We start from the raw sequence: 13,602 nt of genomic DNA, 5'->3' as shown, positions 1-13,602 counted from the left end.
GGGGACCTGCCCCGAGCCACCGCGCACGCCGGTAGCCTGTGCCCTGCCTGGGGGGGACCAGAGCCACGGCTCGACCTGAGCACGAGACGAGTCAGGATCACATGACAGACCACGACGCCGCCTCCGAGGCGCAGCGCCAGCGTGCCGTCGACAGCCTCGGGCTGGCCCCGGGCGGACGGCATCCCCGGCTCGACAGGATCACCCGGTTGGCGCGCCTGGCGCTGTCGGTCCCGATGGCGGGGGTGACCGTGCTGGAGCACGACCGGGCGTGGTTCCCCTCCGTGCAGGGCATGCCGGGCGATCCGATGCCGCGCCGCGACACCTTCTGCGACGCCGCCATGGGCCAGGACGAGACGCTCGTGGTGCGCGACGCGGCGCTCCTGCCGCGGTTCGCGGATCTTCCCGCCGTGAACGAGGAGGGGATCAGGTTCTACCTCGGCCGCACGCTGCGCGACCCGCACGGCAGTCCCGTAGCGACGTTCTGCGTCCTCGACACACGCCCGCGCGAGGTGGACGACGACGACCTCGAGGTCTTCGAGGACCTGGCCGCCTGGGCTGAGCGGGAGCTGGTGTCGTCGACGGAGATGTCGCAGGCGCGACACGTCCAGGCCTCCCTGCTCCCCTCGGCGCCGCTGCGGACCGGGGCGTGGCAGGTCGCAGGCGTGTGCCACCCCGCACTCGCGGTCGGGGGCGACTTCTTCGACTACTCCGTCACCGACGACGTCCTGCACCTGAGCCTGGGCGACGTCATGGGCAAGGGGACCGGCGCCGCGCTCATCGGAGCCGGAGCCCGCACCGCGTTGCGCAGCACCGACGCCGCGGTCGCCGCCGGCGTGGACCTGGGCGTGACCGTCACCCAGGTCGCGCAGGGACTGCTGGCCGACCTCGAGTCCGCCGAGTCGTTCCTGACCCTCTTCGAGGTCGCGCTCGACGCCGGCACGGGCCTGCTGCGCTACGTCGACGCCGGCTCCGGCCTGGCGCTCCTGGTCCGCGGCGACGGCACCATCGAGCGCCTCGACGGTCGCGACCGTCCCCTGGGTGTTCTGGCCGACGACCACTGGACCGAGCACGAGCGCGACCTGGGCCCGGCGGACCGGTTGCTGGTCTTCAGCGACGGTCTCCTGGACCTCGTTCCCGACCAGGCGAGCTGGTGGGAGCCCATCGGTGAGCTGGTCGCCGGCGCCGCCGACCTGTCCGGTTGCCTGGCCGCCATCACCCGGCTGGCGCACTCGCAGACCCCCCTCGACGACATCACCGCAGTCGCCGTCTTCGGCGCCGGGCAGGACTCCGGCCGGTGACGCGTCGCCTGGCGCTGATCCGCGTCATCGTGGTGGCGACCGCCCTGCTCGGCATCAACTACGTCGCCTGGCGCTGGATGTTCTCGGTGAGCTGGTCTGCGTGGTGGATCGCGGTGCCGCTCGTGCTGGCCGAGACCTACAGCCTCGTCGACTCCCTGCTCTTCGGGCTGGGCATGTGGCGGCTCAAGGAGCGCGGGGACGCACCGGCTGCCCCGCCAGGCCTCACCGTCGACGTCTTCATCGCCACCTACAACGAGCCCATCGACCTGGTCATGCGCACCGCGAGAGCCGCCAAGGACATCACCTACCCGCACCGCACCTGGGTCCTCGACGACGGCAACCGCCCCGAGATGCGTGCGGCCGCGGAAGCCGAGGGCATCGGGTGGCTGACCCGCTCCGCCGACTGGGCGGGCATGCCGCGCCATGCCAAGGCCGGCAACCTGAACAACGCGCTGCTGGCCACCGACGGGGAGTTCCTCCTGATCCTCGACGCCGACCAGGTGCCGCTCCCGGAGATCCTGGACCACACGCTGGGCTACTTCGCGGACGAGCGGATGGCACTGGTGCAGACCCCTCAGTGGTTCGTCAACGTCGCGGCCAGCGACCCTCTAGGCAGCCAGGCGCCGTTGTTCTACGGGCCGATCCAGCAGGGCAAGGACGGCTGGAACGCCGCCTTCTTCTGCGGCTCCAACGCCGTCATCCGGCGCGAGGCCCTGATGCAGCTGGGGATCTCCCGCTACGTCGGCGAGGTCGAGGAGGGCGTACGCCGCGCCCTGCGCACGGCCCGCTCGGTGGTCCGCCGGGCGCGACGCCAGCTGGGCCCGGAGGAGCACGAGGTCCGGGGAGCCCTCGACGAGATCGCCCACGACATCGGGAGGGCCCGGCGAGAGCTCGAGCGGGGCACGCCGCTCTTCGACGTCACCTACCGGTTCCAGCGCAGGGTCGAGGAGGTGCGGACCCGCCTCGTCGCCTCCGACCTGGAGACGCTCCAGGCCGACCTGGCGGTCATCGCCGAGCTCGAGGGGATCGCCCACGATCCCGACCTGAGCCTGGCCACCATCGACGAGTCGGCGTTGGCGCGGATGGCTGCCCGGGACCTGTCCCCCCTGGGGGCCGTCGAGACCGTCGACGCCCTGGTGCGAGCACTCGACGTCGACCGCACCGGCGAGGCGCAGCCGATCATGCCCCTGGCGACCATCTCGGTCACCGAGGACATGGCCACCTGCATGCGCCTGCACACCCTGGGGTGGCGCAGCGCCTACCACGACGAGGTGCTGGCCCACGGGCTGGCGCCCGAGGACCTGCAGACGATGCTGGTGCAACGGCTGCGCTGGGCCCAGGGCACCGTGCAGGTGATGTTCCGCGAGAACCCCTTGGTCCAGAAGGGGCTGAGCCTGGCCCAGCGGCTCATGTACTTCTCCACGATGTGGAGCTACCTGTCCGGGTTCGCGGCCCTGGTCTACATCGCCGCGCCCGTCATCTACCTGACCATCGGGGTGCTTCCGGTCAAGGCGCTCTCCACCGACTTCTTCGCGCGGCTGGTGCCTTTCCTGATCGTCAACCAGCTCCTGTTCCTCGTCGTGGCGAACGGTCGACCGACCTGGCGCGGGCAGCAGTACTCCCTGGCGCTCTTCCCGGTCTGGATCACGTCGTTCACGTCGGCGTTCGGCAACGTGTTCCTGCACCGGGACCTGGACTTCGCGGTGACGCCGAAGACCAAGCAGGCCGACACCGGCCCCGCCTGGCACCTCGTGCGCCCCCAGCTGTGGGCCATGGGCCTGCTGCTCGGTGCGATGGTCGTGGGGGTCGTGCGGATCGCGGTCGGGCAGGCCGACGTCTTCGGCAGCGTCTTCAACATGGTCTGGGTGGTCTTCGACCTCGCCATCTTCTCCATCATCATCCGTGCCGCGCGCTACCGCGGCTACTCCCCCGATCCCGTCCCCGGACCCCAAGGAGCATCATGATCGATTTCGCCGTCCACACGCGCGACGACGGAGTAGGCGTGGTCGTCCCCCAGGGACGACTCAACATGGTCTCCGCACGCCGCCTCAAGGAGCTGCTCTCCGAACTGGTGGCGGGCGGGACCGTCCGCATCGTCGTCGACATGGCGGAGACGACCTTCCTGGACTCCTCCGGCCTCGGCGCCCTCATCGGTGGCCTCAAGGCCGCGCGCCAGGCCGGTGGTGACCTGCGCATCGCGCGACCCACGCCCGCCGTGACCACGGTGTTCGAGCTGACCAACCTCGATCGGGTGCTGCGTGCACGCGAGGACGTCGACGGTGCGTTCGATGACTGAGGGCTCCGCCGTCGAGCCGGGCCTGGACCAGATCGACGACCGGCTCGAGCTCTCGGCCGCCGCCACCCCCGAGATCCTCGACCTGGTGCACGCGCTGCTCGAGCACCTGCTCGCCCAGCGCGAGGACGTCGACGCGAGCGCCCGGATGCGGTTCGAGATGTCCGTCATCGAGATCCTGTCCAACATCGTCGAGCACGCCTACCAGGCCGACTCCGGACTGTCCCGCCCGCCAGGCGGTTCACGCCGGTTCACGATCACCCTGGCCGTCACCGCGACCCGGTTGATCGCCGCGCTCAGCGACAACGGGTTGCCGATGTCTCTGGACCTCGAGACCGCCACGATGCCCGACGACCTGGCCGAGTCCGGACGCGGCCTGGCCATGGCGACCGCCGCCCTGGACGCACTGGAGTACGAACGGGTGGAGGGGCGCAACAGGTGGCACCTGATGTGCCTGCACGGCGCCGCACGGTGAGACAGCAGCGGAGGCCGGTGCTGCTCCTCCTGGCCTGGCTGCTGCTCCTCGCGGTCGGGCCCTGGCCCCCGGCCGGCGCCGAGACCACTCCCGGCCCGGCGGTGCCACCGGCCGGGCGTCCGCTCTTCGGGCCCGGGCTGGACTGGGCCGATGACAGCGCGGCCGCCTACCAGGAACGCCTGGGCCTGGCTCCCTCCCTCTACGAGCAGCGCGTCGCGTACCCGCTCGACACCGAGTCGACGACCTTCCTGGAGCAGATGGTCGAGCAGGTCGCGCCGCAGGGGGCTGTGGCCCTGCTCAGTCTCGAGCCGTCGGTCGCCCTGGGTGATCTCGACCAGGCCGACGCGGCAGCGCTGGCCGAGACCCTCAGCCGGCTGCACGCCGAGCACGGGACCACGTTCCTGCTCCGTTTCGCCCCCGAGATGAACGGCACCTGGTACTCCTGGGGCCAGCAGCCCCGGGCCTACGTGTCGGCTTTTCGCGAGCTGGCCGGGGTGGTGCACGCCTCGGCCCCCGAAGCACGGCTCGTCTGGTCGCCCGTCTACGGCGCCGGCTACCCCTACGGGGCGGCGTACGGGGACGTGGACCCCGACCGCACCCGCGACGTCACCGCTCTCGACACCGACGCTGACGGTCGGCTCGACGGCGACGACGATCCCTACGGCCCCTACTGGCCCGGCGCCGAGGCGGTCGACTGGGTAGGCCTGACGCTGTTCCACTTCGGCATCGACCGCGGACGCGAGGACAACGCCCTCGACCCGTCGTCCGGCGGCACGCCGGGCGAGGACGAGCGCAGCATCGGCTTCGAGACCGATGTCGCTCCCCGGGCCGGCGCCTTCCGGGCCCGCATGGAGGAGCAGTTCGGCTACGACGGCACGAGGCGACGCGAGCCGTTCTACGAGCGCTTCGCCGAAGCGTACGAGCGGCCACTGCTGGTCGAGACCGGTGCGGTCTGGCTGCCGGACGCCGCTGGTGACCCCGAGCTCAGGATCAAGCGCGCCTGGTGGCGACAGGTCCTGGCGGCCGACGAGGAGTATCCGCTGCTGCGCGGCATCTCGTGGCTCGAGCAGCGCCGACCCGAGGCCGAGGTGCAGGGCCGGACGGTCGACTGGCGGGCCACCCGCCTGCCACGACTGGCGACCGCCTTCGCCGAGGACCTCACCGGCGAGGTGACGCTGGGCCCCGTCACCTCGGCACCGACCGGCGACCAGCCCGGCGCGGCAGCCGAGCGCGACGGCGACATCGCCCCTGCCGTGCGCCCCGACCCGGCCGCCGGCGGCCTGGTGGCGGCCTGGTGGGCGCTGACCGTCATGCTGCTGCTCGCGCTCCTCGTCTCGCGACTGCGACCGGGATGGAGCTGGCCGGGTCACGATGCCCCCGACACGACCGGTCGCGACGAGCGTCTCGACGTCCTGCGGGGGATCCTGCTGGTCGTCCTGGTGGCCGCGCACCTCGAGGCGCTCACCGCCACGTCCGGCCCCGTGTCACGACTGATGGGCGTGACCACGGGACCGGAGGCCTTCGTGCTGCTCTCGGGCGTGGTGCTGGCGATGGGGCACGGGCCGCACGTGGCACGGGTGGGCGCCCTGTCCGCCGCGGGCCGGTGGTGGCGCCGAGGAGCCGCGTTGTGGTTCACCGCGGTCGCGACGACGCTCGTCGTCCTGGGCGTCTCCTACCTGCCGGGCGCCAGGACCTCCGGGGTCACCACCTGGGCGGCGACCGGCGCCGGCGTCGACCTCTACACCGGGGCCGCATCGCTGCTGGAGTACCCGCCGCCGTGGCCCGCCGTGCGTGACCTGTTCCTCCTGGGCACCGGTCCCTGGCCGCTGGCCATGCTGGGACTGCTCGTGGTGCTGTCCCTGGCCGCGCCGGCGGTCCTGTGGCTGCTGGGACGTGGCCTGTGGTGGCTGGCACTGCTGCTGTCGTGGGGCCTCTTCACGTGGGGCACCGTCACCGCTCCTGACTGGACCGTGGGGCAGTACGAGTCCGCCTACCCACCACTGGTGTGGCAGGTGGTCTTCGTCCACGGACTGGTGCTGGGCCACCACCGGACCGTCCTGGCCCGGGCATGGGCGTCCCCGGCAGGCCGGGCCGGGCTCCTGGCCTCGGTCGTCGCCCTGGCCACGGCGCTGACCGTTGCCTGGACGGCCCCCGGGGGACCTGCGCTGCTCCTCCACCTGTGGGGTGGCGACGCCCTGGGTGCCGGACGCCTCCTGTCCGTCCTGCTGGTGGGGCTGGTGGCCGTCGCGGTCCTCAGCGCGGCCTGGACCCCGGTGCGCCGCGGCGTCGCCCGGGTACTGGTGCCCGTGGGCCGCGCCGGGCTGCTTGTGCTGGTCCTGCACGTGCTGCTGCTCGTCGTGGTCGACACCGTCGCGACCGGCACGGGGACCACCGCGCCCGGTGCCTGGTGGGCGACCGTGGTGCTGCCCACCGTCGCCCTCGTGCTGCTGGTGGTGCTGGCGCCGGGACTGGTCAGGAGGACGGTGGCTCGCTGAGGGGCGCCTCCCAGCGTCGCCGCCGCTCCTCGTCGCCCAGATCCCACCACGGGGTGCCGCGCTCCCCCAGCGCCTCCTTCGCCGCCTGCACGCCGGCGCGCGAGGTCTGCTCCTCGTCGGTGCCCCGGGTGCGGCGCACGTCGCGGCGCCACGCCATCAGGTTGCGCTGCAGCTCGTCGCGGCGCTCGGGCGGGAGGTCGGGGTCGGTGGCACGCCACCGGCGACCGTCGACCACGATGTAGCGGCCGTCGGGGGTGTGCTCGACGTCACTGCGTCCGCTCATGACCCGCTGCCCGCCTCGAGTGCGGCGCGGTCGAAGGTGCGCCGGGCGCGCAGCCGGTAGCGGTAGACCTGGACCAGACCGAGGGTCCAGAGCACGTACTGGGTGCTCATCGCCCACCGGAACGCCTCCGGCGTGTAGTCGGACCCGCCGCCCGGCGTGCGCCAGTCGAGCACCAGGCCGATCGCCACGACCAGCACCAGGCTGGCCGAGAAGCCGCCGACGTTGATGATGCCCGTCGAGCTGGCCATCCGCTCCGGCGGGTTGGCGGTGCGCCCGACGTCGAAGCCGATCATCGAGGCCGGGCCGCCGACACCGCACACCAGGGCCAGCACGACGAGCACCCCGAACGGGGCGTTGCCGGGCCAGGCCAGCACGACGCTCCAGCTGACCACGATGCTGATCACCACCGCGAGCACCATCGAGGAGCGGTGCCACGGGTGCAGGCCGATCAGCCACCCCAGCACCGGCCCGCTGACGATCACGGCCACCACGATCAGGGTCAGCAGGAACCCGGCCTCACCAGGGCTGCGACCCTCGCCGCGCACGAAGAAGGGGTAGCCCCACAGCAGCGAGAGCGTCGTCGCGCTGAACTGGGTGGAGAAGTGCATCCAGAATCCGAGCCGGGTGCCGGGGTGCGACCAGGAGGCCCGCAGGCTCGCCACCACGAGCGCGGGCGACATGAGCTCACCGCGCGTGTGCCGGCGTCCCGGCGCGTCGGCGACCACGACCAGGGCCACCAGCGTCAGCACGGCTCCGACGACGGCGGTGACGAGGTAGGCCGTGGTCCACCCCCACTGGCCCAGCGCCCAGGTCATCGGCACCGCGGCCGCGATCGCGCCGGTCTGGCCGATGGTGCCCGTCAGCTGGGTGAACAGCGGCACCCGCCGCACCGGGAACCAGGTGGCCAGCAGCCGCAGCACGCAGATGAAGGTCATCGCGTCGCCCATGCCTACGAAGAAGCGCGCCACCAGCGCCACCGGGTAGCTCTCGGCGAACGCGAAGGCCGTCTGCGCCGCAGCGAGCAGGACCGCACCGCTGAGGAGCACGCTGCGGGGGCCGTACCGGTCGACGAGCAGCCCGACCGGCACCTGCATGGCGGCGTAGACCAGCAGCTGCAGCATCGTGAAGCTCGCCAGCTGGGAGGCGGAGATGTCGAAGCGCTCGGTGGCCACCAGCCCGGCCACGGCCAGCGACGAGCGGTGGAAGACCGCCAGCAGGTAGAGGGACAGCGCGACCGCCCAGATCAGCACCGCCGCCGACGGCGCTCGCTCGGGTGTCCTCGTCACGGTGTCATTCTCCGCCCCTCCCGGAGCACGGGGTCTCCACCCCTAGGGTGGCCCTCATGAGGAGCCGGTTCTCGCGTGATCCCCGAGCCGACGGGGTCCTGGGACCCCAGCCGTCGGCGGTCCTGCTGGCCACCCAGGTCCTGGCCGTCATCGCCTACCCCTTCCTCGACGGCAGCACCGTCGGCCGGGCCCTGCTCGGGGTCGCGCAGATCGCCGTGGTGGGCGCGGCCCTGGCCGCCGTGCGCCGCACGCCGGCCCTGAACTGGGTGGCACTGCTCGTGGGGGTGCCCGCCGCCGGCTTCACGGTGCTGGAGGCGCTCACGGCGGACGTCGACTGGATCGTGCTGGTCTCGGCGCTGCTGCACGCGCCGTTCTACTTCTACGTCTCGTACTCGATGATCCGCTACCTCTTCCACGACGACAAGGTCACCAAGGACGAGCTGTACGCCACGGGCGCCGCCTTCACCGTGGTCGCGTGGGGCTTCGCCTACGTCTACGCCGCGGTGGCCGTGCTCTCCCCGGACTCCTTCTCGGGAGGCTCCGCGACCGACGGCCAGACCTGGTTCGAGCTGCTCTACCTGTCGTTCTCGGTGCTCACGAGCGTCGGCCTCTCGGACGTGGTGCCGATGGGCTCGCACGCGCGCTCCTTCGTGGCCGTCGAGATGGTGGTGGGCGTGCTCTACGTCGCCCTGGTGATCTCGCGCCTGGTCGGACTCACGGTCAGCCGCCAGGCGATGAAGGCCGTGGACAAGGACTGAGCGTGGCTCGAGCGGCCGGCTACTTGGTGGCCTCCATCATCTGGCGCAGCTCCTTCTTCAGCTCCTCCACCTCGTCACGCAGCCGCGCGGCGAGCTCGAACTGCAGCTCGGCGGCCGCCTCGCGCATCTGGTCGGTGAGGTCCTGGATGAGCTGGGCGAGGTCGGCGCTGGGCATGCCGGCCAGCTCCTTGGCGTGCTTGCCGGCGTCCTTGCCCGCCAGCGCCGGGACCGGCTGCTTGGCCTTGACCCCGCCGGCACGGCCCTTGGCCGCGGTGCCGGCCCAGGTCTCGAGCAGCGCCTGGGTGTTCTCGTCCTCGCGGGCGAGCATCTCGGTGATGTCGGCGATCTTCTTGCGCAGCGGCATCGGGTCGACGCCGTGGGCGGTGTTGTAGGCCACCTGCTTCTCGCGACGCCGGTTGGTCTCCTCGATCGCGGCCTCCATCGAGGGCGTGATCTTGTCGGCGTACATGTGCACCTGGCCCGAGACGTTGCGCGCCGCGCGCCCGATCGTCTGGATCAGCGACTTGTCCGAGCGCAGGAACCCCTCCTTGTCGGCGTCGAGGATCGAGACCAGCGAGACCTCCGGCAGGTCGAGCCCCTCGCGCAGCAGGTTGATGCCGACCAGCACGTCGTACTGGCCCAGGCGCAGGTCGCGCAGCAGCTCGATGCGCTTGAGCGTGTCGACCTCGCTGTGCAGGTAGCGGGTGCGGATGCCCGCGTCGAGCAGGTAGTCGGTCAGGTCCTCCGACATCTTCTTGGTCAGCGTGGTGACCAGGACCCGCTCGTCCTTCTCGGCGCGCTCGCGGATCTCGTGGATCAGGTCGTCGATCTGGCCCTTCGTCGGCTTGACCACGACCTCGGGGTCGATCAGGCCGGTGGGGCGGATGATCTGCTCGACGACGTGCGGCGGGGTCGAGCCGCCGACCTTGTCGAGCTCGTAGTCACCAGGGGTGGCCGAGAGGTAGATCGTCTGACCGATCCGCTCGAGGAACTCCTCCCACTTCAGGGGGCGGTTGTCCATGGCGCTGGGCAGGCGGAACCCGTGGTCGACCAGGTTGCGCTTGCGCGACATGTCGCCCTCGTACATGCCCCCGATCTGCGGGACCGCGACGTGCGACTCGTCGACGACGAGCATGTAGTCCTCGGGGAAGTAGTCGAGCAGGCAGTTGGGCGCCGAGCCGCGCGCCCGCCCGTCCATGTGCATCGAGTAGTTCTCGATGCCCGAGCAGGAGCCGACCTGGCGCATCATCTCGATGTCGTACGTCGTGCGCATCCGCAGGCGCTGGGCCTCGAGCAGCTTGCCCTGCTTCTCGAAGCTCGCCAGCTGCTCCTCGAGCTCGGCCTCGATCCCGCGGATCGCGCGCTCCATCCGCTCCGGGCCAGCGACGTAGTGGGTGGCGGGGAAGACGTAGAGCTCGTTGTCCTCGGTGATCACCTCGCCGGTGACGGCGTGCAGGGTCATCAGCCGCTCGATCTCGTCGCCGAAGAACTCGATGCGCACCGCGTGCTCCTCGTAGACCGGGAAGATCTCGAGGGTGTCGCCGCGCACCCGGAAGGTGCCCCGGGTGAAGGACATGTCGTTGCGCGTGTACTGGATCTCCACCAGCTGGCGCAGGATCGAGTCGCGGTCGCGCTCCTCGCCCACCCGCAGCCGCAGCATCCGGTCGACGTACTCCTGCGGGGTGCCCAGGCCGTAGATGCACGAGACCGTGCTGACCACGATCACGTCGCGACGGGTCAGCAGCGAGTTGGTCGCCGAGTGCCGCAACCGCTCGACCTCCTCGTTGATCGAGGAGTCCTTCTCGATGTAGGTGTCGGTCTGGGGGACGTAGGCCTCGGGCTGGTAGTAGTCGTAGTAGGAGACGAAGTACTCCACCGCGTTGTCGGGGAAGAGCTGGCGCAGCTCGTTGGCGAACTGCGCGGCCAGCGTCTTGTTGGGCTGGAGCACCAGCAGCGGGCGCTGCACCTGCTCGGCGACCCAGGCCACGGTGGCGGTCTTGCCGGTGCCGGTGGCCCCCAGGAGCACCACGTCCTGCTCGCCGCCGTTGATGCGCTTGGAGATCTCGGCGATCGCGGCGGGCTGGTCGCCGCCGGGCTGGTAGTCGGAGACCACCTTGAAGGGGGCGACACGGCGCTCGAGGTCGGTGACAGGACGCATGCTCCGAGCCTAGACATGCCCACCGACACCCGCACGGTCCCGGCGCCCGGTGCGGGCCGGTGAGGCTGCTTCTCTTCCATAACGTGAACGACGCTCATATATTCAGCGCACGCTCCCTCCACCTCCCCCCGAGGAGTCCCTCGTGCGCATCGTCGTCCGGCTGCTCTGCCTGGCCCTCATCTCCTTCACGCTCTCCCTGACGGCGTCGTCCCCTGTGGCCGCGCACGAGGAACGCGAGTCGCAGTTCCCGGCCGGGGACGGCACGGTCCCGAAGAAGCGGTCCCTCCGGCAGGCCGCCGACGTGATCGTGGTCTGCAAGGCGGACTCGCGGAAGCGGATCAGGAAGCTGCCGGGCAGGAAGCTGCGCGCCTTCAACATGCGGCTGCTGCGCCAGTGCGAGCACCGGCACATGCAGGCGGCCGTGGACGCGGTCGAGAGGCAGCGCACCAACATCTACGTGCTGCCGGGTGTCTACCGCGAGCAGCCCAGCTGGGACGTGCCCTGCATGGACGACTACGAGGGCGGCGTCGTCGAGTACGACCAGATCGTCTCCTGCGGCGAGGTGGTCAACCTGGTCACCATCGCCGGCGACGACCCGGACGACCCCGACATCACGTGCGACAACCAGCTGTGCGACCTGCAGGTGGTCGGCACCGGCGCGGGCCCGCGCGACGTCACGCTCAAGGGCGGCTTCCGCGAGGACGGCGACTGGGTCAAGCACAACGGCATCAAGGCCGACCGGGCCGACGGCTTCTACCTGGCCAACATGCGCGCCATGCTCTTCCGCGAGAACGCCTTCTACGTCCACGAGACCGACGGCTACGTGCTCGACCGCTTCGAGGCCTCGCACAACGACCTCTACGGCGTGCTGACCTTCACCTCCGACCACGGCGTGATCTCGAACTGCAACGCCCACCGCAACGGCGACTCGGGCGTCTACCCGGGCTCGGCCGCCGACGTGAACGCCACCAGCAGCACCACGGGCCCCCTGACCCGCTGGGCGGCCGAGGTCACCGGCTGCAACATGCACCACAACGCGCTCGGCATGTCCGGGACGGCCGGGAACTCGGTCTACGTGCACGACAACCGCATCCACCACAACGGGCTCGGCTTCATCGTCGAGTCGATCCTCGCCGGCCACCCCGGAATGCCGCAGGACCACGGGTGGTTCGAGGACAACCTGATCTACAGCAACAACACCAACTACTACGAGAAGTACGTGCAGGGCGACGACGCCCCCTGCCAGGAGACGACGGCCGAGCTGGTGGGTCACCAGCGTGGCGTGGTCTGCCCCGCCTTCGGCTTTCCCGTCGGCACCGGCGGCATGATCATCGGCAACCACAACTTCATCGACTCCAACCAGGTCTGGGACAACTGGCGGCAGGGCTTCATGCTCTTCTGGGTGCCGCCGGCGCTGCTGCGCGGCGACTACGACCCGCTGCACCAGCAGGACAACTCCAACCACAACGCCTTCACCAAGAACGAGCTCGGCTACTCGCCGAAGGGCGAGGTCCTGCCCAACGGCATCGACTTCTACTGGGACGAGGCCGGCCAGGGCAACTGCTGGCAGGACAACCTGACCGCCCCCGGCGCGGAGGTCACCCACAACTACGCGATCGACCTGCCCGACTGCGGCAACCCCTCGCAGTGGCCCATCGGCAACCTGGTCAAGACGACCCAGCTGATCCCCTGCGCGACCTACGACCGCCGGTCCGAGCCCGACCCGGCCGGCTGCGACTGGCTCGACACCCCGGAGAAGCCCGGCACCGGCTCCCGGGCGCAGGGCGCCGGGGCCGAGCGGCCCGGTGACGGACCCGTCGCCCCCGCGGCCCTGCTGGCGATCACGCTGGTGGGCACCCTGGGCATCCGCGCCGCCGGCGCCCGACGCCAGCGCGCCCGGGCCGACCAGTGAGCCTGCAGACCGCACCACGGCCCCACGCGGGCGTGGCGCCCCTCGAGCCCGGCCTCCCGGGCCGCGGCCGCGGGCGGCTCGTGGCGGCGGCCCTCGGCCTGGCCGCGGCCCTCGCGGTCGGCTGGGCGCTCGCCCCGCACCTGGTCACCGTGCACTCCCCGGAGGTGGCGCTCGCGCCCGACGCCGGCCTCCACGTCGAGGGGTACGGCGATGCGGGGACCTACGCCCTGCACTACCGCTACGGCGAGCGCGTCGAGCTCACGGTGCCGCTGCGCAACGCCTCGGCCGTGCCCTGGCGCGTCACCGACGTCGAGCTGGTCGAGCCCGACTACCCCCTGCTGGAGCCGGTGGGCGGGCCCATCGAGCCGGTGGCGCTCACGCCGTACGGGGACGGCGAGGTGGGGCTGGTCTTCGAGTACGCCAACTGCCGCTACTACCACGAGCGGGCCAACAACTCCTTCGACCAGGTGCGGGTCAGCGGCACCGTGCTGGGCCGCGAGACCTCCGTGCTGGTCGACCTCGAGGTGCCGCTGGTCGTGCACAGCCAGGTCATCCTCGACTGCCCCGAGCGCACCCTGGTCCGCGGCGACGACGTACGACGCTGACGGGCCTGCACCGCCACCTCCGGCCTGGTACTAACGTGT

Annotated in this window: 11 protein-coding genes; 8 read left to right on the top strand and 3 right to left on the bottom strand. The window is 71.3% G+C overall.

Annotated elements, in window-relative coordinates; all coding sequences use genetic code 11:
- The first annotated feature begins 101 nt into the window (after positions 1 to 101).
- From JOE61_RS20780 to opgC, 5 genes are read left to right on the top strand one after another with little or no spacing between them, the layout of a single operon-like run.
- Positions 102 to 1,298: a PP2C family protein-serine/threonine phosphatase gene (locus JOE61_RS20780; RefSeq protein ID WP_204797331.1), complete on the top strand. Its 1,197-nt coding sequence runs from the start codon at positions 102 to 104 to the stop codon at positions 1,296 to 1,298.
- Positions 1,295 to 3,262 (top strand): glycosyltransferase family 2 protein, encoded by a 1,968-nt coding sequence (locus JOE61_RS20775; protein WP_307823139.1) that lies wholly within the window; start codon positions 1,295 to 1,297, stop codon positions 3,260 to 3,262. Before JOE61_RS20780 ends, JOE61_RS20775 begins: the two co-directional genes overlap by 4 nt.
- Entirely contained in the window at positions 3,259 to 3,594 is a 336-nt protein-coding gene (locus JOE61_RS20770; RefSeq protein ID WP_193670612.1) for an STAS domain-containing protein, read from the top strand. The genes JOE61_RS20775 and JOE61_RS20770 overlap by 4 nt, the downstream gene beginning before the upstream one ends.
- The gene (locus JOE61_RS20765) at positions 3,587 to 4,066 is read left to right on the top strand and encodes an ATP-binding protein (protein WP_193670611.1); all 480 of its coding nucleotides are present in this window, start codon (positions 3,587 to 3,589) and stop codon (positions 4,064 to 4,066) included. Before JOE61_RS20770 ends, JOE61_RS20765 begins: the two co-directional genes overlap by 8 nt.
- 17 nt (positions 4,067 to 4,083) lie before the next feature.
- Positions 4,084 to 6,561 (top strand): OpgC domain-containing protein, encoded by a 2,478-nt coding sequence (gene opgC / locus JOE61_RS22350; protein ID WP_193670610.1) that lies wholly within the window; start codon positions 4,084 to 4,086, stop codon positions 6,559 to 6,561.
- Here opgC and JOE61_RS20755 read toward each other — a convergent pair.
- Both JOE61_RS20755 and JOE61_RS20750 read right to left on the bottom strand, forming a co-directional pair.
- Positions 6,539 to 6,844, bottom strand: a complete 306-nt coding sequence (locus JOE61_RS20755) for a hypothetical protein (RefSeq protein ID WP_193670609.1) — start codon at positions 6,842 to 6,844, stop codon at positions 6,539 to 6,541. The two genes, opgC and JOE61_RS20755, sit on opposite strands and share 23 nt — an antisense overlap.
- Positions 6,841 to 8,130 carry an MFS transporter gene (locus tag JOE61_RS20750; protein WP_307823138.1) on the bottom strand — a complete coding sequence of 430 codons (1,290 nt, stop codon included), beginning with the start codon at positions 8,128 to 8,130 and terminating at the stop codon, positions 6,841 to 6,843. The genes JOE61_RS20755 and JOE61_RS20750 overlap by 4 nt, the downstream gene beginning before the upstream one ends.
- A gap of 56 nt (positions 8,131 to 8,186) precedes the next feature.
- Between JOE61_RS20750 and JOE61_RS20745 the strand changes: the two genes are divergently transcribed.
- Positions 8,187 to 8,888 carry an ion channel gene (locus JOE61_RS20745; protein ID WP_193670608.1) on the top strand — a complete coding sequence of 234 codons (702 nt, stop codon included), beginning with the start codon at positions 8,187 to 8,189 and terminating at the stop codon, positions 8,886 to 8,888.
- A gap of 19 nt (positions 8,889 to 8,907) precedes the next feature.
- On the opposite strand, the gene uvrB is transcribed toward JOE61_RS20745, so the two are convergent.
- Entirely contained in the window at positions 8,908 to 11,046 is a 2,139-nt protein-coding gene (gene uvrB, locus JOE61_RS20740) for an excinuclease ABC subunit UvrB (RefSeq protein ID WP_193670607.1), read from the bottom strand.
- 142 nt (positions 11,047 to 11,188) lie between these two features.
- On the opposite strand from uvrB, the gene JOE61_RS21965 reads away from it, so the two are divergent.
- Both JOE61_RS21965 and JOE61_RS20730 read left to right on the top strand, forming a co-directional pair.
- A complete protein-coding gene (locus tag JOE61_RS21965; protein ID WP_193670606.1) occupies positions 11,189 to 12,958 on the top strand; it encodes a right-handed parallel beta-helix repeat-containing protein in 1,770 nt (589 codons plus the stop codon).
- On the top strand, positions 12,955 to 13,563 hold the full coding sequence (locus JOE61_RS20730; protein WP_193670605.1) for a hypothetical protein: 609 nt from the start codon (positions 12,955 to 12,957) through the stop codon (positions 13,561 to 13,563). The genes JOE61_RS21965 and JOE61_RS20730 overlap by 4 nt, the downstream gene beginning before the upstream one ends.
- Positions 13,564 to 13,602 lie beyond the last annotated feature (39 nt).

Source organism: Nocardioides salarius (assembly GCF_016907435.1).
GTDB lineage: Bacteria > Actinomycetota > Actinomycetes > Propionibacteriales > Nocardioidaceae > Nocardioides > Nocardioides salarius.
This window is presented reverse-complemented; position numbering and strand designations above follow the sequence as displayed.

Bases quoted from the DNA above. Each gene is read 5' to 3' on its own strand.
- JOE61_RS20780 (WP_204797331.1), top strand. From the start codon at position 102: ATGACAGACCACGACGCCGCCTCCGAGGCGCAGCGCCAGCGTGCCGTC.
- JOE61_RS20755 (WP_193670609.1), bottom strand. From the start codon at position 6,844: ATGAGCGGACGCAGTGACGTCGAGCACACCCCCGACGGCCGCTACATC.
- JOE61_RS20765 (WP_193670611.1), top strand. From the start codon at position 3,587: ATGACTGAGGGCTCCGCCGTCGAGCCGGGCCTGGACCAGATCGACGAC.
- uvrB (WP_193670607.1), bottom strand. From the start codon at position 11,046: ATGCGTCCTGTCACCGACCTCGAGCGCCGTGTCGCCCCCTTCAAGGTG.
- JOE61_RS20745 (WP_193670608.1), top strand. From the start codon at position 8,187: ATGAGGAGCCGGTTCTCGCGTGATCCCCGAGCCGACGGGGTCCTGGGA.
- JOE61_RS20770 (WP_193670612.1), top strand. From the start codon at position 3,259: ATGATCGATTTCGCCGTCCACACGCGCGACGACGGAGTAGGCGTGGTC.